Genomic DNA, 24,185 nt, shown 5'->3' on the forward strand with positions numbered 1-24,185 from the left:
CGCGCAGGTGGTCGCGAATGGAACGGACACCTGCCCGCTCGCGTTCCATTCCATTCGTGACGACCGGTATGACGACCGGTCTAGTGAGAAGTCGGCGTCGACTCCGAGCCGCTTCGGTGGCCGTCGAGCGCGAACCATCCGGCGCCGCCGTGCCAGTGCCGGCCCGCCTTGAGGTGGTCGAGGATCGCGCGTTGCAGTCTCGTCTCGCGTGGGAGCTGGTCCAGCGGCGTTCCGATCCGGCCGAACACGAACCTCAGGGTTTCCGCGTCGTCGGCGGCGGACTCGTGGGCCAGCCGGAAACGGCGCTGGAACCGGAGGATGTTGGAGTCCGCCGGGAGGTACTCCGCGAGCTGAGGGTCCAACAGCCAGGAGTGACACGTCGCGACGTGGCAGTCCTCGGCCGGGAAGTACCGCGGGAAGAACTCCCGCGCCGCTGCGAGGGACCGCTCGCAAGCGGCCGGGGTGAGTGGCCCGTACCACGCGGGAATGTGCATCCCGAGGGTGTGGTCGCCGGGTCCGTACGGGAGGCCGGACGCCGAAACCCCTTGCCCGGTACGGTTTCCGAGCCGCGCCCGCTGGAACTGCAGCCGGCCGAGCTGGTAGATGGCACCGCTGAAGTGCAGCCGGAGCCAGGACGCGAGCATCGCGTCGAGACCGCCGACGCCGTACCAGTAGTGGTGGTCGGCCATGCACCGGCCGAGGTCGGCGAACGTCGACCGGGAGACGTCCTCGGGAATCCCGCGAGCGCGGTGGAAGTCCTGGACGTGGGGGAGTGCGGCGAGGAGGACGTAGACGTAGAAGTACCGCCCCAGGATCCCCATGCTGGGCGCGAGGTCCTGGAACGGCGGCGACTCCTCGATCGCGCCCATCGGCCGTACGACCGCATGCGTGCAGCACTCCAGGAGCCGCCAGGTCCGCGGATCCCGCTCCGGACTCGGCAACTGCGCGACCAGCAGGTCGATGTCCTGGTGCGGCACCGCGAGGTCGAGCAGGACCTGGGGCAGGTCCTGCTCCGAGGGCAGGCGGACCTCGAAGTCCGGCCTGCCGATGCTTTCGAGGTGCCCGATCAACTCGGCGGACCGGTCCCTGTCCTTGACGAACTCTCCGATGTCCACGTGTCGAAGCCCTCCCTGCTCCCACGCGGCTCCCGCCGCGCCGTGTCAACGTAGTCGCTTCTGGTGGCCGGTGTCGTTCGTCGCGTCCGCGGAGGCCGAGGTCTCGTGCCACTCCTTCGGCGTGGTGGCTACTCGGGCCAGGGGTTGGACTGGATGACCTTGACGAAGTCGATCCGCTCGAACCCCGGCACGAAGTGCTCCAGAACGTCGGCGTTGACCGTGCCGAAGGTGGTGTCCGGGCGGTCCCGGAAGCCTTCGGTGAAAGCCGCCAGGATCTGTCGCTTGAAGTCCGGACGGGGATGGGCGTCGGTGACCTCCGCGATCGCCTCGGGGGCGAGGTCGTGGTAGCCGATGCCGAGAACGTCGGTCTCGACGCCGGCGGTGACCAGGGCGACCTCGGGCTCCATGAACTCCGGTACGCCCGGCGTGGTGTGCAGCGCGATCCCGGTCCAGACCCGGCGTACGGAGTCCTGGTCCACGCCGTGTTTCTGGAGGAACGCGCGCGCCTCCTCCGCGCCGTCGAGTTCGAAGCGTCGGGTCGTGGTGCGGTATCGCTGGGTCAGGCCGAGGTCGTGGAACATCGCACCCACGTAGAGCAACTCCGGCGAAGGCCGCAGGCCGCGATGTTGGCCCTGGAGCATGCCGAACAGGTACACCCGCCGGGAATGGTCGAACAGCAGCGGCGGCGCCGCGTCCCGGACCAGTTCGGTGGCCTCCCGGACGAGGCGGGTGTCCGGAATCTCGACTCCTGCGATGGTTTCGGTCATCGGGATCGTTCCTCCACGGTGATCAGGATCGGTCTGCTCTCAGGACCTACTTCAGCCCTCGTGAGCCACTCTCGCCGCTGGTCCGATCGAGTCGCCATGTCCTTTCGGTCATACTGGCCACAGATAAGGACATGCTCCTGGCGGGCTGACGGGTGCGGCTGCGCGGCTGCGGCCGGCGCGGCGGACGCGAGGAGGACGCCGGAGCGACGGAGCCGAGGAGGTGGCCCACGATGACGAACGGAACCGGACGGGTCCACCGCGTCGGCATGCTCGTCTTCCCCGGCGTCACGATGCTGGACGTGGCGGGCAGCGCGGAGGTCTTCGTCGAGGCCAACCGCTACGGCGCCCACTACGACATCGCGCTCTACTCACCCGACGGGCGGGCGGTGCGCTCCTCGACCGGCGTCCACCTCGCCGTGGACGGTCGGGCGGCGGACGCCGAGCACCTCGACACGGCCCTGCTGCCGGGATCGGAGGGCGTGGCCACCGCCGGACTCGATCCCAGCCTCGTCGCGGCCGCGACCAGCCTGGCGAACTCCGCGCCCCGCGTCGTCTCCGTCTGCACCGGCGCGTTCCTGCTCGCCACCACCGGAATGCTGGACGGACGGCGGGCAACGACCCACTGGCGGCACGCGGAGAAGTTGGCGCGGCGTCATCCACGGGTCACGGTGGAGCCGGACTCCATCTTCGTCACCGACGGGCCGATCGCGACGTCCGCGGGAGTGACGGCGGGCATCGACCTGGCGCTGGCCCTCGTCGAGGACGACCACGACGCGGCACTCAGCCGGGACGTCGCGCGGTCGCTGGTCGTGTTCGTGCAGCGTCCCGGCGGCCAGTCGCAGTTCTCGGCCCCGTCCCGGTCTCCCATCCCGCGGAACCGGCCGCTGCGCGACGTCCTCGACGCGGTCGCCGCCGACCCGGCCGGGAGCTACTCCGTCCCCGAACTCGCCGGCGCCGTCGGAGTCAGCCCACGTCACCTCACCCGGTTGTTCCAGCAGGAACTCGGCACCACGCCGGCTCGCCACATCGAACGGATCCGGCTGGAAGCGGCGCAAGCGTTCCTTGACGCCGGCCACACCGTCACCTCCGCCGCCACCCGCAGCGGTTTCGGCAGTGACGAGAACCTGCGCCGCGCGTTCGTCCAGCACTTCGGCGTCCCACCCGCGACGTACCAACGTCGGTTCTCGCGAACCGCCACGGTCGGTACGGACCCGAGCGGTACGGAGCCGAGCAGTACGGAGCCGACCTAGCCCCGCACGGCCACCTCCACCCGTCCAGGACCTCTCCGGGGCTCTCGCCCTGGTCCACGCCGAGCCCCAGAAGGATCCATGCCGATCGTCATCGAAGCCAGCCAGGCCGAACTCGTCGAACGGGCGCGCGCCCTGATCCGGCCAGGATCGCGCCACCTCCTCGGCATCGTCGGCGCACCGGGCGCGGGCAAGTCGACGCTTGCTCGCGCACTCGTGGACAAGCTGACGCCGGACGCCGTACTCGTGCCGATGGACGGGTTCCACCTCGCCAACGCTGTACTCGAGGACCTGGGCCGGCGCGACCGCAAAGGCGCCTTCGACACCTTCGACGCCGCGGGGTACGTCGCCCTGCTCAAGCGGCTGCGCGGTGGGAAGGACGATGTGGTCTACGCGCCGGAGTTCCACCGCGAGATCGAGGAGCCGGTGGCGTGTGCGTTGCCGGTGCCCCGCGACGTCCCGCTGGTCGTGACGGAAGGCAACTATCTCCTGCTGGACAGCGGCGCCTGGGCGCCGGCGCGGTCACTGCTCGACGAGGTGTGGTACCTCGGCCCCGACGAGAACGTCCGACAGGCACGCCTGATCGCGCGGCACGAGGCCTACGGCAAGTCGCCCGCGGACGCTCGCGCGTGGGCGCTCGGAACCGACCAGCGCAACGCCGAGTTGATCGCGGGCACCGCGCACCGCGCCGACCTGGTGGTCAGGCCGCGGGACTGATTCGCTTGGTGAGTCTGACCCGACCGGCGGGTTGGCTCGACCGGCGGGCTGGCTCGACCGGCTCAGCTGTCGAGTTCGGCGGCGGTCAGCAGGAAGTCGGGCCGGGACCCGTCCGGGCTCAGCGCCCCCAGGTCGTTGAGGGCGGACACGAGTCGCCGTTCCTCGTAGCTGAAGTGCGTCTCCAGCAGGGCGGCGAGCGTGTCGAGTTCGCCACGTACGCGCCGTCGCCGCGCCTCGTCGTGCTCGGGCATCCGACCGAGACTGTCGAGGACCTCCTCCACCCGGCGCAGGGCATCGGTGACCAGCCGATGGTCGCGCACGAGTTCGTCGATCACGGGCCGCAGCTCGGGTACCTCTGCGGCCAGCACGGGGAACGGTCCCGTGTCCTCACCGGTGTGATGGCGGGTCAGTGCCGAGCAGAAGGTGAGGCAGTGTGCCCGCAGATCTCGAAGGTTCCGTACGTTCGGCAGGTCCCGCGACGGCCGCGACGGCTGCGACGCTGGGTCGGGTCCGGGATCGTCGAGGAAGGCATCGACGTCATCACGGAGTTGGTCCAGCTGGTCGCGCAGCCAGAGGTGTACGTCGACAAGCTGGTTGCCGAATGCCCGGACGCGGTCGCTCGGCTCGGTGGGGTCGTCCATCGTCACCCGAGGGTTCGGCGCCTCCATGCCCACGGCGGTCTCTTCACCGGGTACACCGCGACGCTGCGGGAGATTCCATCAGCCGCGGTCGCGCCCGTCAACCAGGCGAGCTCCGACGGCTCGCGGGCATCAGCGCGAGCCGCTGACGACCGGTGGTCGGGTGGGCGTGTTCGACGGGGGCTCCGGCGGATTGGGACCAGCGGAGTGGGCGCGGACGATCAGGCGCAGGCCGATGCCAATGCAGGCGAGCGCTCCGACCTGGACGACCAGCCCGACGGCGCTGTGTGCCGGCACTTCGCCGAACAGCAGCCACCCGAGCGTGACCGCGATCAGAACGTCGACGACGTTGACCACCGGCATGGACCCGGACAGCGGCGCGATCCGGTACGCGCACTGGTTGATCGCGAGCCCGCAGATACCGGCACCGGCCATCGCCCACAGGGGCCAGCCGGCCGCGGTCGCCCAGAGTCCTTCGGTGTGGAGCTGCTGGGTGAGGAGCTTCAGCAGGGCGGCCGTGAGTCCGAAGAAGATGCCCGCGGCGGCCCCGAGGGCCAGTGCGCGGGTGCCCGGCTTCTTGTGCCGGGTGAAGGTGCAGACGGCACCGGCGACGATGGCGAGACCGAGCACCGTGAAGCCGACGGCGGGTGAGTTGGCGAGTGGGGCCGTCCCCGGGGTGGGGTCGACCACCACGGTGAACGCCGCCAGGCCAAGCGCCGCCAGCGAGACCGCGACGAGCTCGCGACCGGAGGGATATCGACGGTCCATGGCCGCCCGCACCGGCACGGCGAGTACGACACCGGCCACCATCAGTGGCTGCACCAGCGCCAGGGCCCCGAGATTCAGCGCTACGGCGTTCAGGCCGAGTGACAGCGCACCGACGATCGCGCCGAGAACCCACAGGGGTCGAAGGAGCAGGTGCAGCAGGGTCTGCACGGGGCCGCGGACGTGCACCGGCGCCGTACCGGCGACCCGGTGCTGGAGCGACGTGGACAGGGCGAACCCACACGCCGACGCGAGCGCCGCCCCGATGGCAGGGACGGCGGGAACACTGGTGACGAGGACGCTCATACCGTGACTGGCGAAGGAGTCAGTTCAGTGGACACCGAGCCTCCCAGTGGCTGGGGGATGGAACGACGGCTCGGGCGGGCTCGCGTCCGACCGAGCCAAATTCTTGATTAACGGACAATACCCGTCGTAGGTGAAAAAGCCAGCCGCAGCGGACTCTTTCTTGTTCTCGCTGTTCGTCGCCGCTCGAGCCGTGTGTGATGCGCATGATCTTTTCTGGAAATGATCACGTGCCGCACGGCCGGAAAGATCGTTACCGGCCTGGTTTTCGGACGCGGGTCGCAACACTCTAGGCCGCGCTTCCCGCCTTCGCTTGCGGGGGGTTCGAGGAAAGGACCTCGCGCACGGACGGCTACGTCGTGGCTACCGAATTATCGGGACGGCCGTCGAATTCTCGTCGATTTCGTCGCCGCGATCTGTCGATCATTCCGAGTTCACGTCGAAGCCCCCAATGCCCCGAGTTCGGATCGATGTCGATCACCGCGAGTTCGGATGGCGTCGTTCGGCGGCGTCGCTCTGGCTCGGAGTCGATCGCTTTGATCAATTCCGCCCGGCCGCGAGAGGACCCCGTGGGTCCCGGGTCCTGGCTCCTGGCTGAGGTCGACCACGGGACCGCTCGTCCCGCCTCGACGCGACGGACCTCCCGATCGGCCCGCCGATACTCAACTGACCGGAGTATCCTTCTCGCATGAGTAAAGCGATGCAGGAGCCGACGTTCCTGATCCTCGCCGTCCTCGTCGGCGGTCCCCTGCACGGCTACGCGATCTTGTCCGAGGTGGAGACCCTCGCCGCGGGACGCGTGCGGATGCGCGTCGGGACGCTGTACGCCGCGTTGGACCGGCTCGCGGGCGAGGGACTCGTCGAGGTCGCCAAGGAGGAGATCGTCAACGGACGCCTGCGGCGCAGCTACCGCATCACCGCACGGGGAGCCGACGCGCTGACCGAGGAGACAAGACGGCTCGAGTTCCTCGCTTCGCAGGCGCGGCGCCGACTCGCCAAGGCGGTCCGGTCCGGACGTCCGAGCGTCGTAACGGAGGGCGCGTGATGGAGATCGAACGCTTCTACCGCTCGGTTCTGCTGAGCTACCCGGCTTCCTATCGCGCCGAACGCGGCGAGGAGATGCTGGCCGTCCTGATGGAGACCGCGCCCGCCGGGGGTCGGCCGTCCGTCGGTGAGGCCCTGTCGCTGATCCGTCACGGCCTGGCGCTCCGGCTCACGGGCAGGAGCCGGCCGGTGGGGTCGTGGCGGCGGCCGGCAGCTGCGGGGGTCGTCTGCCTGTCGTCGCTGCTCGCCGTGTTCGCGATGGTGGCGGCGTCGGCCCTTTCCGGATCGGTGGTCCGGTCTGGATTCCACGGCGACGAGGTCTACCTGGACCCGTTGTGGCCGACGTACCTGCTGTGGCTCGGCACGTTCGCGTTCGTCATGTGCCGACGCGGTGTTCCGGCCGCGGTCCTGTCCTGGGCGGCCGTCGGCACCCACCTCGCGGCGTTGCTGGGCTACTGGCCCGCGGGTGGTCGGTTGCCGTCGGATCCGGTCACCAGGTTCGAGGACCTCGCCTTCTTCGTACCCGGACTCGTCCTCGCCCTTCTGCTGTTGGTTCCTGGGCGCGTACGCCGAGGACTGGAGCTGGTACCGCACAGGATGGCGCTCCTCGCCGTCCTGGCGGGAACGGTGCCGGCGGTGGGAGACGGGCTGATCGGACTCGGCATCTCCCAGACGTGGGCGACCCTCGCCGCCATGGTGGTCCTCCTCGCCGCGCTCCTTCGCGCCCGGGTCCTGCTGCGGGCCGGTCTGATCGTGGCGTTCGCGTTCTCCTACTTCCTCCTCATCGGCTTGGCGGACGGGTCCGGGTCGCGGCTCCCCGACGGTCCGGTCGCCCTTCCGCTCACGCTGGGCGTGCTCCCGTTGGCCGGACTGGTCGTGCTGGTGGCGTTGGTCCGGCACCTCGAGGCGTACGGCATCCTGCGCAGGGCCGCGCTCCGGTTCCTGGAGTCGCTCATCGGTGCCGTCCGGGGATGAGCCGGCACGGGGTCGCGGCGCGTGGGCGCGGCGACGTGGTTGCCGGAGCCGGACGGCCCCTGCCCCGTGGCGGCCGGTCCGCATGGTGGGGAGTGCGCGGGACGGTAGCGTCGTCGGACCAACGTGAGGAGGACGCAGGTGTCGGACGGCGCAGAGGTCACCAGCGGGTTGCATCCGAACGCGCTACGGGCACTTCCACTTGGCCAGATCCGGCCAGCGGGGTGGCTGGCCGGGCAGCTTCGTCTGCAGGCCGACGGAATGGCGGGGCATCTCGACGAGATCTGGCCCGACGTCGGAGAGAGCGCCTGGATCGGTGGCTCGGCCGAGGGGTGGGAGGGCGGTCCCTACTGGCTGGACGGCGTTACCCCGCTCGCGTTCCTCCTGGAGGATCCGGCCCTGCTGGCGAAGGTCGAGCGCTGGGTGTCCTACATCCTCGACCACCAGGCCGACGACGGTTGGCTCGGTCCGCGCCGGACCGGTACGGGCTCGGAGCCAGACGTCGATCCTGACCTGGACGTGTGGCCTCGCATGGTGGTGTTGAAGGCGCTGCTGCAGTACCACTCGGCGACCGGTGACGATCGTTCCGTCAAGGCGAGCTTGCGCCTCGTCCGGATCCTGCGAAACGTGCTCGAGCGCCGGCCGTTGCGTGACTGGGGTCGGATGAGGTGGGCCGACCTGGTGTGGTCCGTGCATCAGCTCTACGACCTCACGCGGGAGAGGTGGCTACTCGAAGTTGCGGACACGGTTCGTGCGCAGGGCTACGACTGGTCCGCGTACGCCGACCATCTGCCGTTCCCGGAGAAGGTTCCCGATGCGACGCTTCGGGAGTACCAACGCCAGGCCGGTGGTGTCTGGATGAACGACGTCATGATGGCGACGCACGGCGTCAACGTCGCGATGGGTGTGAAGATGCCCGCGGTGTGGTGGCGGCAGGCCGGGGACGACCGGCTCGTCACACTGGTCGAGCGGATGTTGGACCAGCTCGACACTCACCATGGGCAGGCGTCCGGACTCTTCGGGGCGGACGAACACCTTGCCGGGCGGCACCCCTCGCAGGGCACCGAAGCCTGTGCGGTGGTGGAACTCCTGCTGTCGCTCGAAGTCGCGGTGGAGACCTGGGGCGCTGTCGAACCGCTGGTCGATCGCCTCGAACGCATCGCCTACAACGCACTCCCCGCAACGGCCGCGGCGGACGAACGCACGCATCAGTACCTCCAGCAGGCCAACCAGGTCGTCTGCCACGTCACGCAGGATCGCGTTTACACCAACAACGGCCCCGACGCGAACATCTTCGGCCTGGCTCCACACTTCGGTTGCTGCACCGCCAACCGGCACCAGGGCTGGCCCAAGTTCGCCGCCCGGCTGTGGATGGCTACCCCCGACGACGGTCTGCAGGCCTTGACCTATGCGCCCTGCACGATCGACACCACCGTTCGCGGAGCGCGGACGCGAGTGCGGGTGGACGGCGGCTATCCGTTCACGGACGAGGTCTCGATCCGTGTCACTGTCGACGCGCCGGTCGCCTTCCCACTCCGGTTGCGCGTTCCTGGTTGGGCTGAGGGTGCCGAACTGTCTGTGGACGGGGGAGAAGCGCTCCCGCTCCAGCCCGGCACCGTCCATGAACTCGACCGGTTGTGGACCGGAGAGCAGATCGTCGCGCTCCGGCTGCCCGCGCCGGTCCGGGTGGAACACCGCGACCGGGACAGCGTTGCGGTGCACCGAGGGCCGCTCACGTTCGGCCTGGGGGTCGGCGAGTCGTGGCAGCGGATCGGCGGTGTCGAGCCGTACGCCGACTTCGAGGTGCACCCGACGACCCCCTGGAACTACGCTCTCGAACTCGATCCGGACGATCCGCAAGCCGGCCTTGCGCTGGAGCGTCGCGAGGTGGGTGACCGGCCGTACGCTCCGCATGGAGCGCCACTCCTCCTGCACGCGACCGGGCGCCGCGTGCCGGCGTGGGAAGTGCGGCGGGGCGCGGCCGACAGGCCACCGTCGAGCCCGGTCGGTGCGGAGGACACGGAGCCGGGGCCCGAACGGATCGTTCTCGCACCGTACGGCAGCATTCGGCTACGAGTCACCGAACTGCCGTGGACCCCGCCGATCGCGTGAGCGACGTGGACGCCGCCACCATGGTGCGAGAGCACGTTCGTGCCTTCAACGCGGGCGACGTCGACGCGCTGCTGGCGGGATTCACCGAGGACGCTGTGTGGATCACCGGGACCGCGGTGGTCAGAGGACGTGCGGGACTGCGGACCTGTTCTCCCGGGCGATGACGTCGCTGCGTCCGACGCTTCGGATCGAGAGCTGACTGAGACGCTCACGGTCGAAGGTCGTGAACGCAGCGACGCCATCGCGGGCTTCTACCGGCTTCGGGACGGCCGGATCGAGTCGGCGAAGATCTATCGCGAGGGCAGTGCCGACGTCGCCTGAGGTACCTGGTTCCGGCTCGCCTTACCACGGTCCACCGACAGGTTGGTGGCTGCTCGTGGTGGGCTGTTTCGCCTTGTGGATAAGGGGTTTCTGGCTCGCGCCGGGTTCTCATCGCCGGTAGGATCGAACGTATGGGCGAGTCTGGTGGTGTGTCGGTGCGGGTGTCTCCGCTGCCTGCGGGGTTTGCTGGCATGCTGCCGGGTCCTGGGCTCTTGTCGGCTTTGTTGTCGGTGTCGCCGGGGGACTGTAACGGGGTCGAGCTCGAGGAGTTGGTTCGTGCGCGGCGGAGGTTGATCAGTTGGTTGGAGGAGGGGTGTCTGGGCGATGTGGTGGAGTTGGCGCACACCCCACCAGGGCTGATCGACGACCCCGCCGTGCGGGTCGGTCCCGTTGACCCACACACCCCTGCCCTGTTGGAACCGCTACTAGTCCTTGACCAAGCGTGTCGGCTGGGCTGGATGGCCGTTTTCATAGGCAAAGGCCTTATCTTGCTGGGTTAGCGCTCACAACGCAGTCCGGCAAGAAAAGGCCTTTGTGGTGAAGAAGATATCGCATGTTCAGAGTCGGCGGAACGCGGCGCGTCGACGACGCCGGGTTGCGGCGCGTCACGGGTTGGCGGGGCACTGGGGCGAACAGCCGTCCCCGATGCTGGGCTCGGGGACTGTGTCCTATGAGGTCGGCGGGAACCTCGACGCGACTTGTTTCGGCGGGATCGCCGCGGTGCACCGGCTGGTGACCAAGCTGGGCCTGGTTGACCAGATCAACGAGGGTCTGCACCTGTTGAAGGTGCACCTGCCCTACCACGAGTCCGACCATGTGCTGAACCTGACCTACAACGTGATGTGTGGCGGCACCCGCCTGGAAGACATCGAAGGCCTCCGGCACGACACCGCCTACATGAACGCGTTGGGCGCGGACCTGATCCCAGACCCCACCACGGCCGGGGACTTCTGCCGCCGCTTCGCCGAGACCGATGTGGTGGAGTTGATGGAAGCGATCAACGCGGTCCGCCCACAGTTGTGGGCGGGTCGGGGAGGCGATCTGCTCGGCCCACTCGCCTACATCGACGCCGATGGCACGATCGTCCCCACCTCCGGGCGCCGTAAGGCCGGCATGGACATGTCCTACAACCGGATCTGGGGGTATGCGCCGCTGATCGTGTCGCTGGCCAACACCAAAGAAGTGCTCTACCTGGTCAACCGGCCCGGCAACGCCCCCAGCCACCAGGACGCGGCGACCTGGATCGACAAGGCCATCGACCTCGTGCAACCGCACGCACCACGGGTGTGTCTGCGCGGTGACACCGACTTCTCCCTGACCGCCCACTTCGACCGCTGGGCGGCCCGGGTCGACTTCGTCTTCGGCATGGACAACAACCACGCGCTACGAACCCGCGCCGAGGCGCTGGCCGAGACCTGCTGGACCCGGCTGCATCGAGACGCCACCGCCCAGAACGCCACCGCCCAGAACGCCACCGCCCAGAACGCCGCCGGCCAGATCCGGGCTCGCCGGGACAACCACAAGCAGGCCATCGTGGCCGAACGCGGCTACCTCAACCTGGAGCTCAACTACGAAGACGTCGCCTGCTTTGACTACCAGCCCGGCAAGTGCGACCGCTCCTACCGGGTGGTCGCGCTGCGCAAGAACATCAGCCGCAGCCGCGGTGAGCAGGTGCTCATCGATGAGGTCCGCTACTTCTTCTACATCACCACCCGCACCGACCTGAGCGCCGAACAGGTCGTGGCCTGCGCCAACCAGCGCTGCGACCAGGAGAACATCATCGCAAGCCTCAAGTCCGGCGTGAACGCGCTACGGGTGCCGCTGCACGACCTGGTCTCCAACCGGGCCTACATGGTCATCGCCGCGCTCGCCTGGAACATCAAGTCCTGGTTCGCGATGATGATGCACCGCAAAGCTGACCGCCGCGACTACATCCGCATGGAATTCCGGCGCTTCTTCAACACCATCATCCTCATCCCCGCCATGGTGACCCGCCGAGCCAGCGCCATCACCATCCGACTCATCGGCTACAACCCCGCCCTGGACCGGCTCTTCACCGCCTGGAACACCACCGAACGAACCCGCTTCGGCTGACCCACCCCAACCCCCACCCCCGGCCCGACAGCGCCTCACACCGCCGACCACCACCGGCGGCGACCACGCCTGCCCAGACACCAAAAACCGGCGCCGAACACCCCCACACAGCCCCCGACCAGGCCACTCCGACCCCCCACCGACACCCTCAGACGTCCCACCGACATGCCCGACACGACAGCCGACATGATCAAATCGCCTTCGGCCACCGCCATCGAGCCGACTCGCTTATTTGAGGACTAGGGTGGACCGCCTATCACGCTGACTGGTACGCCGCGTTGGCTCTGACCCTGACCGAACTGCCGCGCACGCGGGCTGCTCTTGCCCGAGGCGACCTTGAAATCGGCGAGGTCCGGGTCATCGCCGAACGTCTCGCCGATCTCAGCACTGGGGCGGACAGGCGGAAGGTGGAGGACGCTCTGTTCCCGGATGTGCTCGGGTTGCGGGCTGGGTTGTTGCGGATGCGGGTGGAGGCGGAGGTCATCAAGGTCGACCCGGATGCGGCGCTGGCGCGGCATCGGCGTCGGGTGCGTGATCGGGAGGTGGAGATGTACCCCGCCATCGATGGTGCCGCCGACCTTGCCGTTCGGGGTGTGCCGGCTGATCAGGCGGCGGAGGCATACGGGTATGTGGATGTGATCGCCCGCACCATGAAACAGGCAGGCGACCCTCGTCGGCTCGGCCAGCTCCGCGCGGACATCGCCACCAGCCTGCTCTCCGGTCGCAGCCACATCCACAACCCCGACCCCCACGACACCCGCGACACCCACAACTGCGATCGGCACAGCCCCGACGCCCACAGCCCTGACCCGCACGAGACCGGCGACACTGACGACAGCGGCAGTTGCGGGGACGATGCCTGCGGCGGTGACACATGCGGCCGCGACAACGGTGACGGCGGCAGGGCTGCTGGTGATTCGAGTGAGCGGGCTCGCCGTGGTGTGGTGAAGGTTCCCGCACCTCGTGCACCGCAACCAGCCACACCCACAATCGCCGCAGCCACGGCCAGTGCCGCTGAACCCGCAGACGATCCACCACCGCCGATGCAGCCGCAGCTGCCGGTCAAGGGAGTGGTGTGCCCAGGGTGGGGGTGCGGGCGCGGATTCAGTTGAACGTTCCGCTGACCACGTTGATGGGACTGTCGCAGCGGCCAGGTGAACTCGGCGGGTTCGGTCCGATCGTCACCGAGGTCGCCCGCCGGCTGACCCTGAACCAGCTCACCAACCCCGACGCCCGCTACACCGTCGGGGTCACCCATCCGATCACCGGGCAGCTGCTGCATCTGCATCCGCTGCCCCAACGGTTCCTGCGGGGCCTACAGGCAGAGCTCGTCCATGCCCTCAACCAGCGCTGCGTCTGGCCGACCTGTCGAAGACCGGCCGCCACCTGCGACCTCGACCACAACACCCCCCACGCGGACGGCGGATCCACCACGCCCGCCAACACCGCACCCCTGTGCCCGCACCATCATTCAGCGAAAACCGAATCGACCTGGACCCTCCACCAGACAACACCAGGCCACTACAGGCTCACCGACCCACACGGCAGACACCACCACACCCACCCACCCGACCTCACCGACCCCGCACCACCACAACCGCGAGACAACCCGAAACCACCACCCGCACCACCACCCGCACCACCACCCGCACCACGACCAGCCACACCAGCCGACGACGACGATCCGCCACCGTTCTGAGGGGTACGGGCGCGTCCAACCCCGGCGCACCCCGGCAACGTCCCGGCCGACGGGTAGGGGAGGGAGGGCAGCATGTCCGGGCCGCTCGGCGCGGGCAAGACCCTGCACCTCGGCCAACCCCGGAGCGGAAAGCCGTGACCCGGACCGAGGGGGCCTCTGGGTTAGGTGAGGTGCGCGACGACCGCTCGGATCGCCTCGGCGGTCTCTTCGTCGACGGCCGGGCCGCTCATCCGGCCGGCCCAGGCCGACCCGGTACGCAGGCGCAACGCGAGCAGGAGCCGGCTGACCGAAGGGCCGACGAGTCGGACGGCTCGTTCGACGTCGTCCTGCACCTCCTGGAGGCCCTGCGAGGTGGCGACCGCGGCGCGCAGCCGGCCGAAGAGGTCCGGGAACGCGGCGGAGACCCCGGAGATGACGCCGTGACCACCGGCCCCGAGGACACTCGGCAGCTCGCCGTCGCTGCCGGACCACAGCCGTTGATCCGCACCGAGCACTCCGGCGTACTCGGCGATCCGCGCGGCCGCGGCGCCGGAGACCTTCAGGCCGGCCATCCCAGGCAGCGCCATCACGTCGCGGGCGAGGTCAGGCTCGACGACGAGGCCAGTGCGTTCGGGAAAGAAGTACGGGTAGATCGCGTACTCGCCGAGGTCCTTCGAAACGTCCGCGTACCAACGCAGTACTCCGGTCGCGTCGGTCGGAAGGTAGTACGGCGTCAGCAGCGCGAACCGACGTACGCCGACAGCGAGGGAAGCCTCGGCGAGCCGACGCACCTGGTAGCCACTGGGGTGCCCGATATGGCCGATCACCCGAGCGGGGCCCAGGGCGGAGACGGCGACCTCGAACAGTCGTACCCGTTCCTCATCAGACAGTGCCGGGAACTCCCCGGTGGTCCCCGCCATCAGAACGCCGTCGACCCGGGGCGAAAGCTCGGCCAGCAGCGACTCGAGGGCGCGCAGGTCGATGGTGCCGTCGTCTACGAACGGTGTGGGCACCGCCGTGATGACCAGTTCGCGTTCACTCATGGACGGCCCTCGAAGACCAGACCACCCATCAGCCCTCCTCATCGACGATCAACCGTCAACGTACCTCAGCCCGCGCTGGTGCCGACGGCGCCTCCCACGGGGCAGGTCGAGGATCGACGGTCCGTGGCTTGACCGCCCGCCGGTGCGGACACCGACCGGCTCCCAGTCGGAACCGGCTCCCAGTCGGGGAAGAGGAAATCGGCCGCACAGTAAGGGTCGAATTGGCAACGCAATAAGCGCCCAAATTCGCCGCACCTTTTAGCCGTCCTTTATGTAGGGCCGACGTATTGTCTTTCGCAGATCCGACGATTCCTTTTGAACTGAATTCCGAACGTCAATAGCCTCGCGACATCTGTAATTCCCAATCGGGGGGCAAAGCCTTATGAACTTCGGTTCTAAGTACAGAAGGACGCGGTGGTATGCGGCCGTAACTGGCGGTCTGGTCGGTTTTGCCGGAATGGCCGCCCTGAGCGGCGTGGATACTGTCGTGCCAATGGCGGAGAAGAGCGTGCCATCGCCTCAACAGGTAGCCGCCAAGAAGGCGGGCGACGGTGGCAAGCAGCGGAAGGACATCAATGTCGGGTGCAGTTCGGACGACTTGATCGCCGCAGTCGTTCGGGCCAACGCCGAGGGTGAGGCGACTCTCATCCTCAGTGAGGTGTGCACCTACACGCTCACCGCACACACCGGCGGCAACGGCCTGCCGATGATCGTGGGCTCGATCGCTATCGAAGGAAATGGTGCGACCATCGTGCGGGCGGCCAACGCCGACGAGTTCCGCATCCTCAACGTCGGACTCGGTGGCAACCTCCAGTTGCGTGACGTGACCATCAAGGGTGGCGTCGCCGACGCACCGCTGGGCGGCGGTGGCCTGCTGGTCCAGACCGGCGGTAAGGCGACCGTCGAACACGTCGCCTTCACCTTCAACCAGTCCGACGGGGGTGGTGGGGCGCTCGCGAACCACGGCATCACCAGGATCGTCAGCAGCCCCAAGTCCAACAAGGACAACGGCAAGCACGACGACGGCAAGGACGGCAAGGTCGGCAAGGACGGGAAGGGCCTGACCGACTTCGCCGACGACGGCATCAGCCGTACGTGGGTCGAGGACAGTTGGACCGAGGACGACTGGGCCAAGGGCGAGGACGGCGAGAACGCCAACGTCACCGTGATCAGCCAGAACAGCGCGCTGGGGAGCGGCGCCGGAGTCTTCAACACCGGCGCCCTGTCGGTGTCGAACACCCGCATCAGCCACAACAACGCCCTCGGCGACGCCGGCGGCCTGTTGAACTTCGGTGGTACGGCGGAGTTGACCGACACCAGCATCGACCACAACCATGGGATCGACGACGGTGGAGGCATCTCCATGGCCCCGAACCTCGCGGGCAGGGTGTCGACGACGACGCTCAAGCGCACCCTGGTGGCCAACAACTACACCAACGACGCGGCCGGCGGCATCAACAACGAGGGCTCCAACCTCTACGTCCTCCACAGCATCGTCCGGGGCAACATCGCGACCCAGAGCGGTGGTGGGTTCGTCAACGACGACGGCAAAGTGACGGTCGATGACAGCAAGATCGACAAGAACACCGCCGGCGGACTCGGCGGTGGCGTGTTCAGCTCGGGCCAGTTCGTCCTTCGACGCAGCGAGGTCAACCTGAACAGCGCCGTGGGGGTCGCCTCGCATTCGGGCGGAATCCGCAACAGCTCCGGCAGGCTCACGCTGAGCAGGACTCGGGTCATCGCGAACTTCGCGTCCGTCGCGCCGGGAGGAATCTCCACGTCCAACGACCAGGTGACCGTCGACGACGAGTCTCCGATCGTCAAGAACCGGCCCACCAACTGCGAAGGCAGCCTGGTGGAGGTTCCGAACTGCTTCGGCTGAGCTCCCGGCGGGACCCGTCGCGGACCAAGACCCAGCCAAAGCCGATCTGAAGAACACCGAAGAACACTGAAGAGCACCGACGAGCACCGAATGCTGGAGGACGCTGAAGAGCACTGACGAACAGGAGTACGCGGTACGTCCGGCCGCGCCCGGGGCGAGCATCCACTCGGTCCCGAGCGCGGCCGGACCGCGTTCGGAGCCGATCCGGTCAGGGAGACGCGGGGCGCACCGGACGCCCCCAGGCGAGTCTGGCGACCACCTTGAGTTCGAGCAGGTCCTCCCGTGCCCAGGGCCGGACGGCTCGTTCGACGCCGAGATCGAAGTCGAGCGCCTCCTGCTCGGACATGTGTTCCCGAGCCAGCGTCGCCGTCGAGTGGAACTGCTCGACGTAGTCGCGGACGGACTGGTGGAAGGTCACCGGGGCGGTCTCGGCCCTTCCCGCGAGCTCGAGGAGCCCGCGGTCCGCAAGCGCGTCGACGACGGAGAAGCGGGGGTTGTAGCCGGGATCGCGGGAGTGTCGTCGAATGACTTCGAGTAGGTCGTCGTGCCATGGAACCTCGCGTGGGCCGTGCTCGACGACAGCCAGGTAGGCGTGCGGGGCGATGACGTCGGCCAACCGCCCCAGCGTCTCCTCCCACCGCATCCAGTGCAGGCTGGCTCCGGCTGTCACGAGTGCGTACGGGCCCTCCAGCTCGGCCGTCTCCATGGCGCCGAGGATCCACCGTAGGCGAGGGTTCTGGCCGCCGGGTCGCTGCTGTCCGACCTCGATCATCGCCGCGGAGATGTCGACGGCGTCCACGCGCTCGACCCTGGGCGCGAGCGGCCGGGCGATGGCGCCCTCGCCCGCGCCGATGTCCAGCACCGTCCGCGGCTCATCGGTGATGAGCTGTTCGAGGAGGTCGAACACCTCGGGCGGGTACGGCGGGCGATGCGCGTAGGCCGTCGCCACGCCGGGGTTGCCGAAGACTCCGCCGAGTTCGCGATGGGTCAGCGCCGGACGTTCCACCATCGACGCATGCTCGCACACCGCGGAAGCGCCGCGCCAGACGACCCGACCCGACTCGCGAGAAGGGTCGCACGGCGCGGCGCGCACACCATCGGGGCTACTTGATCAGCCCTGCCTTCTGCGCGTCCTGGATCGCCCGACCGACCGCGTCGAGGTTCTCCAGCCGCATCTCGTCGTACTCGCGGGAGACCAGGAGCCCGTCGGCGCCGGCTTCGAAGGCACGACGGGTGGCGAGCTGCACCTTCTCCGTCGAGCTTCGGATGGGGTTGCCGTCCGTCGGAACGTCGAACCCGACGCCGGCGTACACAGGCACGCGTCCCTTGACCGCCCGCACACAGCGCTGGACCTGCCGGAAGACGTACTCCGCCGACATGCCCTGGGTGGGCAGGTCGTCCAGGGCGGGTTCGAGGTCCCGGTCGTAGCCGAGTACGTCGAAGAGCAGGTCGCGGATGACCTCGGGTGAGGTGTCGGCGAAGACGCTCTTCGTCAGCGGGTGGATGAACCTGTCGCGGATCCGGACGCCGGCGATGTCGTGGTAGACGACAGGCTTGATCCAGTCGGAGTAGTGCACGAGGTCGTCGTAGTCCATCTCCGCCTGGTAGAACGGGTCCCAGGTGATCGGATGATAGACGTGCCAGCCCACCGAAGCGTCGGGCCGGATCGCCTTGATCGTGCCGTACATCTCCTTGGCGACGCTCTCCTTGGCCTGATGCCAGCCGTACTCCCAGGCGAGGACCTCGGGATACTTGAGCAGGATGCGCAGCAGGGTGACCATCGCGCCGTCGTTCGGCCGGTCGCCGTTACGACAGTCGCGGACCAGGTTGTAAAGCTCGGTCAGCCCGCGTCGTGCGCGGTCGACGTCGACTCCCCGGCGGTCGGCCGCCTTCTGGCAGTGCTCGCAGAAGCAGCCCGGGACCCTCCCGGTGGTGAAGAGGGTGGGCAGGGGACCGCTCCGCTCGGCGCCGTACTTGAAGCCGGCCAACTGCGGGTACGTCAGGAACAGGTCCTCGACCGTCGAGACCAGCCAGCCCCGGTAGTCGGGGTTGTTCCAGCACGGCAGGGTGTCGCGGCGTCCGTGGATGTCGATCGTCAACACCTTGGGCCAGTTGGGAACAAAGCCGCTCAGCCAGGGGCTGTGGCCCTCGAGGAAGCGCGCGAAGACCTTCATGTCGCGCGCCCGGGCCGGCTCGGTGAGTTCCTCGATGACGTCGCGACCGGCGTACTCCTTGTTGGGGTCCTCGACGTGGCGGAGCAACGTGCCCGCATAGGTGTCGGGGTTGGTCCGCACCCACTTGTGGGTGACGTTGCGCGACACCGGCGTCCAGACGCCCTTGCCGTGGTCGGCCATGCCCTCGGGCGGCCGGTTCGGGATGAACTTGTGGTACTCGTGCGTGTACACGAACACCGCGTTGATCTTCCCGCGTTGCTGAAGGGTGTCCAGGACGTGGTTGGCGCCCTCGTCGAACACGCTGTGAGACCCGAGTTGTACACCAACGAACGTTTCAGTCACGGAGTACGTCCTTCCTGTCTACTTCAGGCCGGTCCCCGCGATGCCTCGAACGATCTGGCGTTGGAAGAAGAGGAAGAGGACGAGCAGTGGCAGCGCGCCGAGGATCGCGGAGGCCATGATCTGCGCGTACCTGATTCCGAACTCGCTCTGGACGGTAGCGAGTCCAACAGTCACTGTCATCAGCTGTGAATCAGTGAGGACCAGTAGTGGCCAGAGGAGATTGTTCCAGGCCCAGACAAAGCTGAAGATCGCCACGGCCGAGGCGGCGGGGCGCGAGAGTGGCATGATGATTCGCCCGTAGATCCGTAGCCATCCGGCACCGTCGGCCTGTGCTGCCTCGATGAGTTCACGGGGCAGTCCGTCGAAGAACTGCTTGAAGACGAACACCGCGACGGCGGTCGGGATCTGGGGCAGGATGACCGCCCAGTACGTGCCGAGCAGGCCCATCGACTGAACCTCGCGGTAGAGCGGAACGACCAGCGCCTGGGACGGGATCATGATGCCGGCGAGGATGACCCAGAACCACGTGCCGCTGCCGCGGAAGGGTACGCGGGCGAGTGCGAAGCCGGCCATGCTCGCGGTCAACACGGTCCCGGCGGCGACGAGCGTCGCGACGAGCACGCTGTTCAGGTACCACGAGGTCAGATCCGTGTTGGCCAACACGGATCGGTAGGCGTCGAGGGTCGGTTGGTCGATGAGCCAGGTGACCGGAAGCTTCGTCGTCTCGGCCTCCGGCTTGAGCGACGTGTCGACAGCCCAGGCGATCGGCACCACCCACAGCACGGCCAGAGCGATGACGGTGCCGATGCAGACCCGATCGAACAGTGCGCTCGGTCGCTCGTGTGGAGATCGGCCGCCGGGCCGGAACGGACGCGGCGTCGTACGCGGATGCGTCATCACACTCCCCTCTCCTGGCGCCGAACGAGCGTGAACCAGACGACCGACACCGCGAGCACGATGAGGAAGAGCACCATCGAGGTCGCGGACGCGTAGCCCACGCGGAAGTTGGTGAAGCCGTAGTCGTAGATGAACTGCATGGCGGTTCTGGTGGCGAAGTTGGGACCTCCCGCGGTCATGAGGAACACCTGGTCGAAGACCTTCAGTGATCCGATGACCTGCAAAACGGCGACCAGTGTCGTGGTCCGGCCCAACATCGGGATGGTGATGTGGATGATCTGTTGCCACGAGCTCGCGCCGTCGATCGACGCCGACTCATAGATCTCGTGTGGTATCTCCTGCAGGCCGGCGAGGTAGAGAACGAAGTTGAACCCCAGATGCCCCCAGACGGTCGCTATGGCGATCGAGATCATGGCCCAGTTCGGATCGCCGAGCCAGGACGGTGCGGGCAGGCCGACCCGGCCCAGCCAGTCGCCGATCAGGCCGAGGTCGGGTGTGTAGAGCCAGATCCAGATCAGCGCGAGTACCGAGGAGGGCAGGACGTACGGCGCGAAGAACGCGAGCCGGAGGAACCACGTCCCGCGGGACACGCGGTTCGCCATGATCGCGGCGGCGAGGGCGAGGAGCACGAGAGGTGGGCTCGTCAGGACGGTGAACCACAGGGTGTGCCCCAGCGCCGACCAGAACTGGTCACTGGAGAACGCCTCGAGGTAGTTGGCCAGGCCGACGAAGGTCCCGACTCCGGCGGACGCGAGGCCGGTGTCGAAGAAGCTCAGGACGACCCCGTAGGCGGTCGGCACGAGGAGGAACAGGGCGTACAGGATCACGAACGGAGCCATCAGGCCGGCGCCGGCGGCGTTGTGGCGGCGACGTGGTCCGGCTCGACCCTGACGACTGCGTCTCGACGTGGACGCCTTGGTCAGCGTTCCGCTTGCCATTCGGGCCTCCGACGGGGACGGCGATCGGCGCTACGGTGACGGTCTGGAGTGCTCGTCTCGTGGATTTCGTGGAGCTTGTGGATCTCGTGGCGGGGGTGGAGCATTCCCTCGCGCCTCACAGACGGTTCAGGACGGAGCCGGTGTGTTGGCGAGTTCCTGGAGTCCTTCGCGGGCCTGTTGGTAGGCGGCCTGCGGTGACTGGTATCCGGCCATGGCGGCTCCGACGGCGGACCCGACCACGACCTGCAGGTTCGAGCCCGATCCGGAGTACCACGCTCGTGGGTCGTAGACCACGCCGTCGGCCGGCAGGCTTTCGTAGTGGGGTTGGAGAGCCTGGAACTCCGCGCTGGAGCGCACGGACTGCCAGGCCGGAAGGTGGCCGCCCTTGGCCCATGTCAGCGTGCGGTCCAACATGCCGCGGATGAACCGCATCGCCGCCTGGATCCGTTCGTCGCTGCCGCCGTCCAGCCGCGGTATGACGAAGGAGTGCGAACCGTCCCAGGCGACATGGCGTTCGAAGACCTTCGGGAAGCTGGTCAGCCGGAACGGAACCTTGGCGGTCAGGAACGTCGTGAGCTCCCAGCCACCCTGGATGTAGAAGGCCGTTCGCCGGTTAGCGAACAGTGCGATGGCGCCGCCTCCGTCGATGTCGCTCGGCATCACCTTCTCCTCGAGCGTCAGTCGACGTTGGAAGTTGACGGCCCGATGCGCGATCTCCCGGTCGAGGGTGATGCGTGCTCCGTCGTCCTCGACCAGGGTTCCGCCGGCCTGGCTGCACAGGGTGTAGAAGAGGCGGTACTGCGTGGCGATGTCGTTGTTGATGCCCATGGCGCCGGCCCACTGCCCGGTGACCTCCTTCGCCGCCAGCATCATCTCGACGAACGACTCTTCGTCCGTTGGCGCCCTGAGCTGGCCGTCGTCGTCCAGCAAACCGGCCTCCTCGCAGATCTCGGTGTTGTAGTACAACGCGAGGGGATGGTGGTCGAGCGGGACGGCCCAGATCTTCTCGCCCAGAACGGCAGCCTCCCAGGCGGGTTGGTGGAACAGCGCCGGCCGGATGCCGTGTTCGGCGAGTTCGTCAAGCGTGAACGGTCGCAGCAGGCCCGTGTTGACCGGCGTCTCCAGCCTGTCCAGGTGGCAGATCGCCACGTGGGGAGGCTGGTTCGCCAACGTTCCCAACGACAGCTTCGTGTAGTACGGGTTGCCCCAGCTGAAGGTGGTGGCACGCAGGTCGACGTCGGGGTGTGCGCTGCGGTAGTCGGCCAGCATCTCCTGCATCCGGACGCCATCGCCGCCGCCGAAGAGGTTCCAGAACTTCACCGTCTCCGGTGGAAGCGGGTGACCGACGAGGGCGCTGGCGAGGTAGGACGAGCATCCGCTCAGACCGAGGGTCGAGACTCCGGCCAGTCCGAGGCCGCCGAGAAGCCGTCGGCGGGTCGGTCCCCGCCCGGACGCGTTCGGTGCCGGCACGTCATTCACCCACCTCGAACGCGAGCTGGGTCACCGAACATGCCGGGAACTCGTAGGGGATCCGCGATCCCGTCACGGTGACCTTTCGTTCCGACACCGACACCGCCTCCGGGTGGTCGAAGGAGTTCGTCGTGAGTGGACTGTCGGCCGTGATCACGCGGGCCGTCATCTCACCGCGGACCTGCGCGCTGCCGAGGTCGATGGTCGCTTCGACCGGGGCGTCCGGTCGCCGGTTGACGACGTTCAGGACCAGCCGGCTTCGACTCGCGTCGGAGGTGGCGGCGACGTCGAGCACGTCGAAGGGACCCAGATCGGCGATGCGGTGCGTCATCCGGTTCGCGTCCGGGGTGTCGGCGTGTTCGATCCGGTCGCAGTCGACGGCGACGTCCAGGGCGAACTCGAGGGTGTAGGTGGACGCCAGCCGCAACGGATGGTAGATGGCCTGGAGGAGGACGCGACTGTCGTCGGTGACGATCGGCGCGAGCACGTTGACGAGTTGGGCGAGGTTCGCCATGCGAAGCGTGTCGCAGTGTCGAACGAAGATGTTGAGATAGGTCGCCACCGCGAGCGCGTCTGACAGGGTGTGACGTTCGGCGACGATCTTGTCCCGCCGCCGGTCCTCGCGGGTGGGAAACCACACGTTCCACTCGTCGTAGACCACGTGGACGGGATGGCGCACGTCGGCTACGTAGCGCGCCCTGTCGATCATCGCCCGGCTCGCGCGCAGGGCACGGTCGACCTGGTGCGGGAGGAGGACGTTGCTCCAGTAGTCGTCGGAGCCGGTGTAGATGTGAACGCTGTGGAAGTCGACGTACGGAACGAGTTCGTCGATCACCAGCCGGTCCCAGTCGCTCCAGCCGTTGTGGCCGCAGGCCACCAGTTGGATGGTCGGATCGACGCGGCGAAGCGCCAGCGCCCACTGCTTCGCCTTCTCCACGTATCTCTCGACACTGAGGTGGCCGACCTGGAACTCGCCCCACAGTTCGTTGCCGAGTCCCCAGTACCGCACGGCGTAGGGCTCCTGGCGACCGTTGTGGCGACGACGGTTGGCCCAGTAGGTGTCCAGGTCGCCGTTGCAGTACTCGACCCAGGCCATCGCCTCCTCGAGGGTTCCCGTGCCCATGTTGAGGCAGACGTACGGCTCGGCGCCGAGGAGCTCGCAGTAGGTCATGAACTCGTCGGTTCCGAACCTGTTCGACTCGACCGCGCCCCAGGCCGGGTCGAACCGTTGCGGTCGGGCGTCCTTCGGTCCGATGCCGTCCTGCCAGTGGTAGGCGCTGACGAAGTTGCCGCCAGGCCAACGCAGGACGGGAACCTGGAGGTCCTCGATCGCTTTGCGCACGTCGGTGCGGAAACCGGCGCTGTCGGCCACCGGTGAACCTTCCTCGACGATGCCGCCGTAGATGCAGCGACCCTCGTGCTCGACGAAGGCGCCGAAGATGCGGGGGTCGACTCGCCCCAGTATTCGGTCGAAGTCCAGCGAGATGCGTGCCATGAGCACTCCTCGGTGAGTTCGCGGAGGAACTCGGTGACCCAGGCCGGCGTCTTGCCCCGGTGACCTGGCCGCCGGAACTACGCAAACGTTTGTAGCAAACGTTGGCACGTATGGTTGTGGGCAGCGGTCGGCCTGTCAAGGGATGCCTGTGTACGAAGATCTGCCACGATC

21 protein-coding genes are annotated in these 24,185 nt (G+C 68.0%); 10 read left to right on the top strand and 11 right to left on the bottom strand.

Features of this window, described 5'->3' with window-relative positions:
• Positions 1-80 precede the first annotated feature (80 nt).
• Positions 81-1,115, bottom strand: a complete 1,035-nt coding sequence (locus HEB94_RS16410) for an acyltransferase domain-containing protein (protein ID WP_202896379.1) — start codon at positions 1,113-1,115, stop codon at positions 81-83.
• 128 nt (positions 1,116-1,243) lie between these two features.
• Positions 1,244-1,882: an HD domain-containing protein gene (locus tag HEB94_RS16415; RefSeq protein ID WP_192750702.1), complete on the bottom strand. Its 639-nt coding sequence runs from the start codon at positions 1,880-1,882 to the stop codon at positions 1,244-1,246.
• 230 nt (positions 1,883-2,112) lie between these two features.
• On the opposite strand from HEB94_RS16415, the gene HEB94_RS16420 reads away from it, so the two are divergent.
• Positions 2,113-3,132, top strand: a complete 1,020-nt coding sequence (locus HEB94_RS16420; protein WP_192750703.1) for a GlxA family transcriptional regulator — start codon at positions 2,113-2,115, stop codon at positions 3,130-3,132.
• 78 nt (positions 3,133-3,210) lie between these two features.
• A complete protein-coding gene (locus HEB94_RS16425) occupies positions 3,211-3,846 on the top strand; it encodes a nucleoside/nucleotide kinase family protein (RefSeq protein WP_192750704.1) in 636 nt (211 codons plus the stop codon).
• A gap of 62 nt (positions 3,847-3,908) precedes the next feature.
• On the opposite strand, the gene HEB94_RS16430 is transcribed toward HEB94_RS16425, so the two are convergent.
• Together HEB94_RS16430 and HEB94_RS16435 are read right to left on the bottom strand one after the other, a co-directional pair.
• On the bottom strand, positions 3,909-4,514 hold the full coding sequence (locus tag HEB94_RS16430) for a hemerythrin domain-containing protein (RefSeq protein WP_238362282.1): 606 nt from the start codon (positions 4,512-4,514) through the stop codon (positions 3,909-3,911).
• A gap of 102 nt (positions 4,515-4,616) precedes the next feature.
• Complete coding sequence (locus HEB94_RS16435) at positions 4,617-5,555, bottom strand: DMT family transporter (protein ID WP_192750705.1); 939 nt, start codon at positions 5,553-5,555, stop codon at positions 4,617-4,619.
• 685 nt (positions 5,556-6,240) lie between these two features.
• Here HEB94_RS16435 and HEB94_RS16440 point away from each other — a divergent pair.
• From HEB94_RS16440 to HEB94_RS16470, 7 genes are all read left to right on the top strand, one after another.
• Positions 6,241-6,597, top strand: a complete 357-nt coding sequence (locus HEB94_RS16440; RefSeq protein WP_202896380.1) for a PadR family transcriptional regulator — start codon at positions 6,241-6,243, stop codon at positions 6,595-6,597.
• Entirely contained in the window at positions 6,597-7,571 is a 975-nt protein-coding gene (locus tag HEB94_RS16445; RefSeq protein ID WP_192750706.1) for a hypothetical protein, read from the top strand. Before HEB94_RS16440 ends, HEB94_RS16445 begins: the two co-directional genes overlap by 1 nt.
• A gap of 138 nt (positions 7,572-7,709) precedes the next feature.
• Positions 7,710-9,680 carry a beta-L-arabinofuranosidase domain-containing protein gene (locus HEB94_RS16450; RefSeq protein WP_337917728.1) on the top strand — a complete coding sequence of 657 codons (1,971 nt, stop codon included), beginning with the start codon at positions 7,710-7,712 and terminating at the stop codon, positions 9,678-9,680.
• The gene (locus HEB94_RS16455) at positions 9,677-9,844 is read left to right on the top strand and encodes a nuclear transport factor 2 family protein (RefSeq protein ID WP_202896381.1); all 168 of its coding nucleotides are present in this window, start codon (positions 9,677-9,679) and stop codon (positions 9,842-9,844) included. Before HEB94_RS16450 ends, HEB94_RS16455 begins: the two co-directional genes overlap by 4 nt.
• A gap of 703 nt (positions 9,845-10,547) precedes the next feature.
• Entirely contained in the window at positions 10,548-12,095 is a 1,548-nt protein-coding gene (locus tag HEB94_RS16460; RefSeq protein ID WP_420481590.1) for an IS1380 family transposase, read from the top strand.
• Positions 12,096-12,373: 278 nt separating this feature from the next.
• Positions 12,374-13,207, top strand: a complete 834-nt coding sequence (locus HEB94_RS16465; protein ID WP_192750708.1) for a DUF222 domain-containing protein — start codon at positions 12,374-12,376, stop codon at positions 13,205-13,207.
• Positions 13,204-13,794: an HNH endonuclease gene (locus tag HEB94_RS16470; protein WP_238361545.1), complete on the top strand. Its 591-nt coding sequence runs from the start codon at positions 13,204-13,206 to the stop codon at positions 13,792-13,794. The genes HEB94_RS16465 and HEB94_RS16470 overlap by 4 nt, the downstream gene beginning before the upstream one ends.
• A 161-nt stretch (positions 13,795-13,955) precedes the next feature.
• On the opposite strand, the gene HEB94_RS16475 is transcribed toward HEB94_RS16470, so the two are convergent.
• Positions 13,956-14,816, bottom strand: a complete 861-nt coding sequence (locus HEB94_RS16475) for a dihydrodipicolinate synthase family protein (protein WP_192750709.1) — start codon at positions 14,814-14,816, stop codon at positions 13,956-13,958.
• 493 nt (positions 14,817-15,309) lie between these two features.
• Between HEB94_RS16475 and HEB94_RS16480 the strand changes: the two genes are divergently transcribed.
• Positions 15,310-16,698 carry a hypothetical protein gene (locus HEB94_RS16480; RefSeq protein WP_192750710.1) on the top strand — a complete coding sequence of 463 codons (1,389 nt, stop codon included), beginning with the start codon at positions 15,310-15,312 and terminating at the stop codon, positions 16,696-16,698.
• 208 nt (positions 16,699-16,906) lie between these two features.
• On the opposite strand, the gene HEB94_RS16485 is transcribed toward HEB94_RS16480, so the two are convergent.
• The 6 genes from HEB94_RS16485 to HEB94_RS16510 form a co-directional block, all read right to left on the bottom strand.
• On the bottom strand, positions 16,907-17,707 hold the full coding sequence (locus HEB94_RS16485; protein ID WP_192750711.1) for a class I SAM-dependent methyltransferase: 801 nt from the start codon (positions 17,705-17,707) through the stop codon (positions 16,907-16,909).
• Positions 17,708-17,801: 94 nt separating this feature from the next.
• Complete coding sequence (locus HEB94_RS16490; protein WP_192750712.1) at positions 17,802-19,214, bottom strand: hypothetical protein; 1,413 nt, start codon at positions 19,212-19,214, stop codon at positions 17,802-17,804.
• Positions 19,215-19,232: 18 nt separating this feature from the next.
• Entirely contained in the window at positions 19,233-20,111 is an 879-nt protein-coding gene (locus tag HEB94_RS16495; protein WP_192750713.1) for a carbohydrate ABC transporter permease, read from the bottom strand.
• A complete protein-coding gene (locus HEB94_RS16500; protein WP_192750714.1) occupies positions 20,111-21,049 on the bottom strand; it encodes a carbohydrate ABC transporter permease in 939 nt (312 codons plus the stop codon). Before HEB94_RS16500 ends, HEB94_RS16495 begins: the two co-directional genes overlap by 1 nt.
• 126 nt (positions 21,050-21,175) lie before the next feature.
• Complete coding sequence (locus HEB94_RS16505; RefSeq protein WP_192750715.1) at positions 21,176-22,519, bottom strand: extracellular solute-binding protein; 1,344 nt, start codon at positions 22,517-22,519, stop codon at positions 21,176-21,178.
• A 1-nt stretch (position 22,520) separates the two neighbouring features.
• Positions 22,521-24,014 carry an alpha-N-arabinofuranosidase gene (locus HEB94_RS16510; protein WP_192750716.1) on the bottom strand — a complete coding sequence of 498 codons (1,494 nt, stop codon included), beginning with the start codon at positions 24,012-24,014 and terminating at the stop codon, positions 22,521-22,523.
• Positions 24,015-24,185 lie beyond the last annotated feature (171 nt).

It is taken from the genome of Actinopolymorpha pittospori (assembly GCF_014873875.1).
In the GTDB taxonomy this organism is placed as follows: Bacteria; Actinomycetota; Actinomycetes; order Propionibacteriales; family Actinopolymorphaceae; genus Actinopolymorpha; species Actinopolymorpha pittospori.

Excerpts from the sequence above, each read along its gene's own strand:
- HEB94_RS16415 (WP_192750702.1), bottom strand. The coding sequence starts at position 1,882 with ATGACCGAAACCATCGCAGGAGTCGAGATTCCGGACACCCGCCTCGTC.
- HEB94_RS16420 (WP_192750703.1), top strand. The coding sequence starts at position 2,113 with ATGACGAACGGAACCGGACGGGTCCACCGCGTCGGCATGCTCGTCTTC.
- HEB94_RS16425 (WP_192750704.1), top strand. The coding sequence starts at position 3,211 with ATGCCGATCGTCATCGAAGCCAGCCAGGCCGAACTCGTCGAACGGGCG.
- HEB94_RS16430 (WP_238362282.1), bottom strand. The coding sequence starts at position 4,514 with ATGGAGGCGCCGAACCCTCGGGTGACGATGGACGACCCCACCGAGCCG.
- HEB94_RS16435 (WP_192750705.1), bottom strand. The coding sequence starts at position 5,555 with ATGAGCGTCCTCGTCACCAGTGTTCCCGCCGTCCCTGCCATCGGGGCG.
- HEB94_RS16440 (WP_202896380.1), top strand. The coding sequence starts at position 6,241 with ATGAGTAAAGCGATGCAGGAGCCGACGTTCCTGATCCTCGCCGTCCTC.
- HEB94_RS16445 (WP_192750706.1), top strand. The coding sequence starts at position 6,597 with ATGGAGATCGAACGCTTCTACCGCTCGGTTCTGCTGAGCTACCCGGCT.
- HEB94_RS16475 (WP_192750709.1), bottom strand. The coding sequence starts at position 14,816 with ATGAGTGAACGCGAACTGGTCATCACGGCGGTGCCCACACCGTTCGTA.
- HEB94_RS16480 (WP_192750710.1), top strand. The coding sequence starts at position 15,310 with ATGGCGGAGAAGAGCGTGCCATCGCCTCAACAGGTAGCCGCCAAGAAG.
- HEB94_RS16485 (WP_192750711.1), bottom strand. The coding sequence starts at position 17,707 with ATGGTGGAACGTCCGGCGCTGACCCATCGCGAACTCGGCGGAGTCTTC.
- HEB94_RS16495 (WP_192750713.1), bottom strand. The coding sequence starts at position 20,111 with ATGACGCATCCGCGTACGACGCCGCGTCCGTTCCGGCCCGGCGGCCGA.
- HEB94_RS16500 (WP_192750714.1), bottom strand. The coding sequence starts at position 21,049 with ATGGCAAGCGGAACGCTGACCAAGGCGTCCACGTCGAGACGCAGTCGT.
- HEB94_RS16510 (WP_192750716.1), bottom strand. The coding sequence starts at position 24,014 with ATGGCACGCATCTCGCTGGACTTCGACCGAATACTGGGGCGAGTCGAC.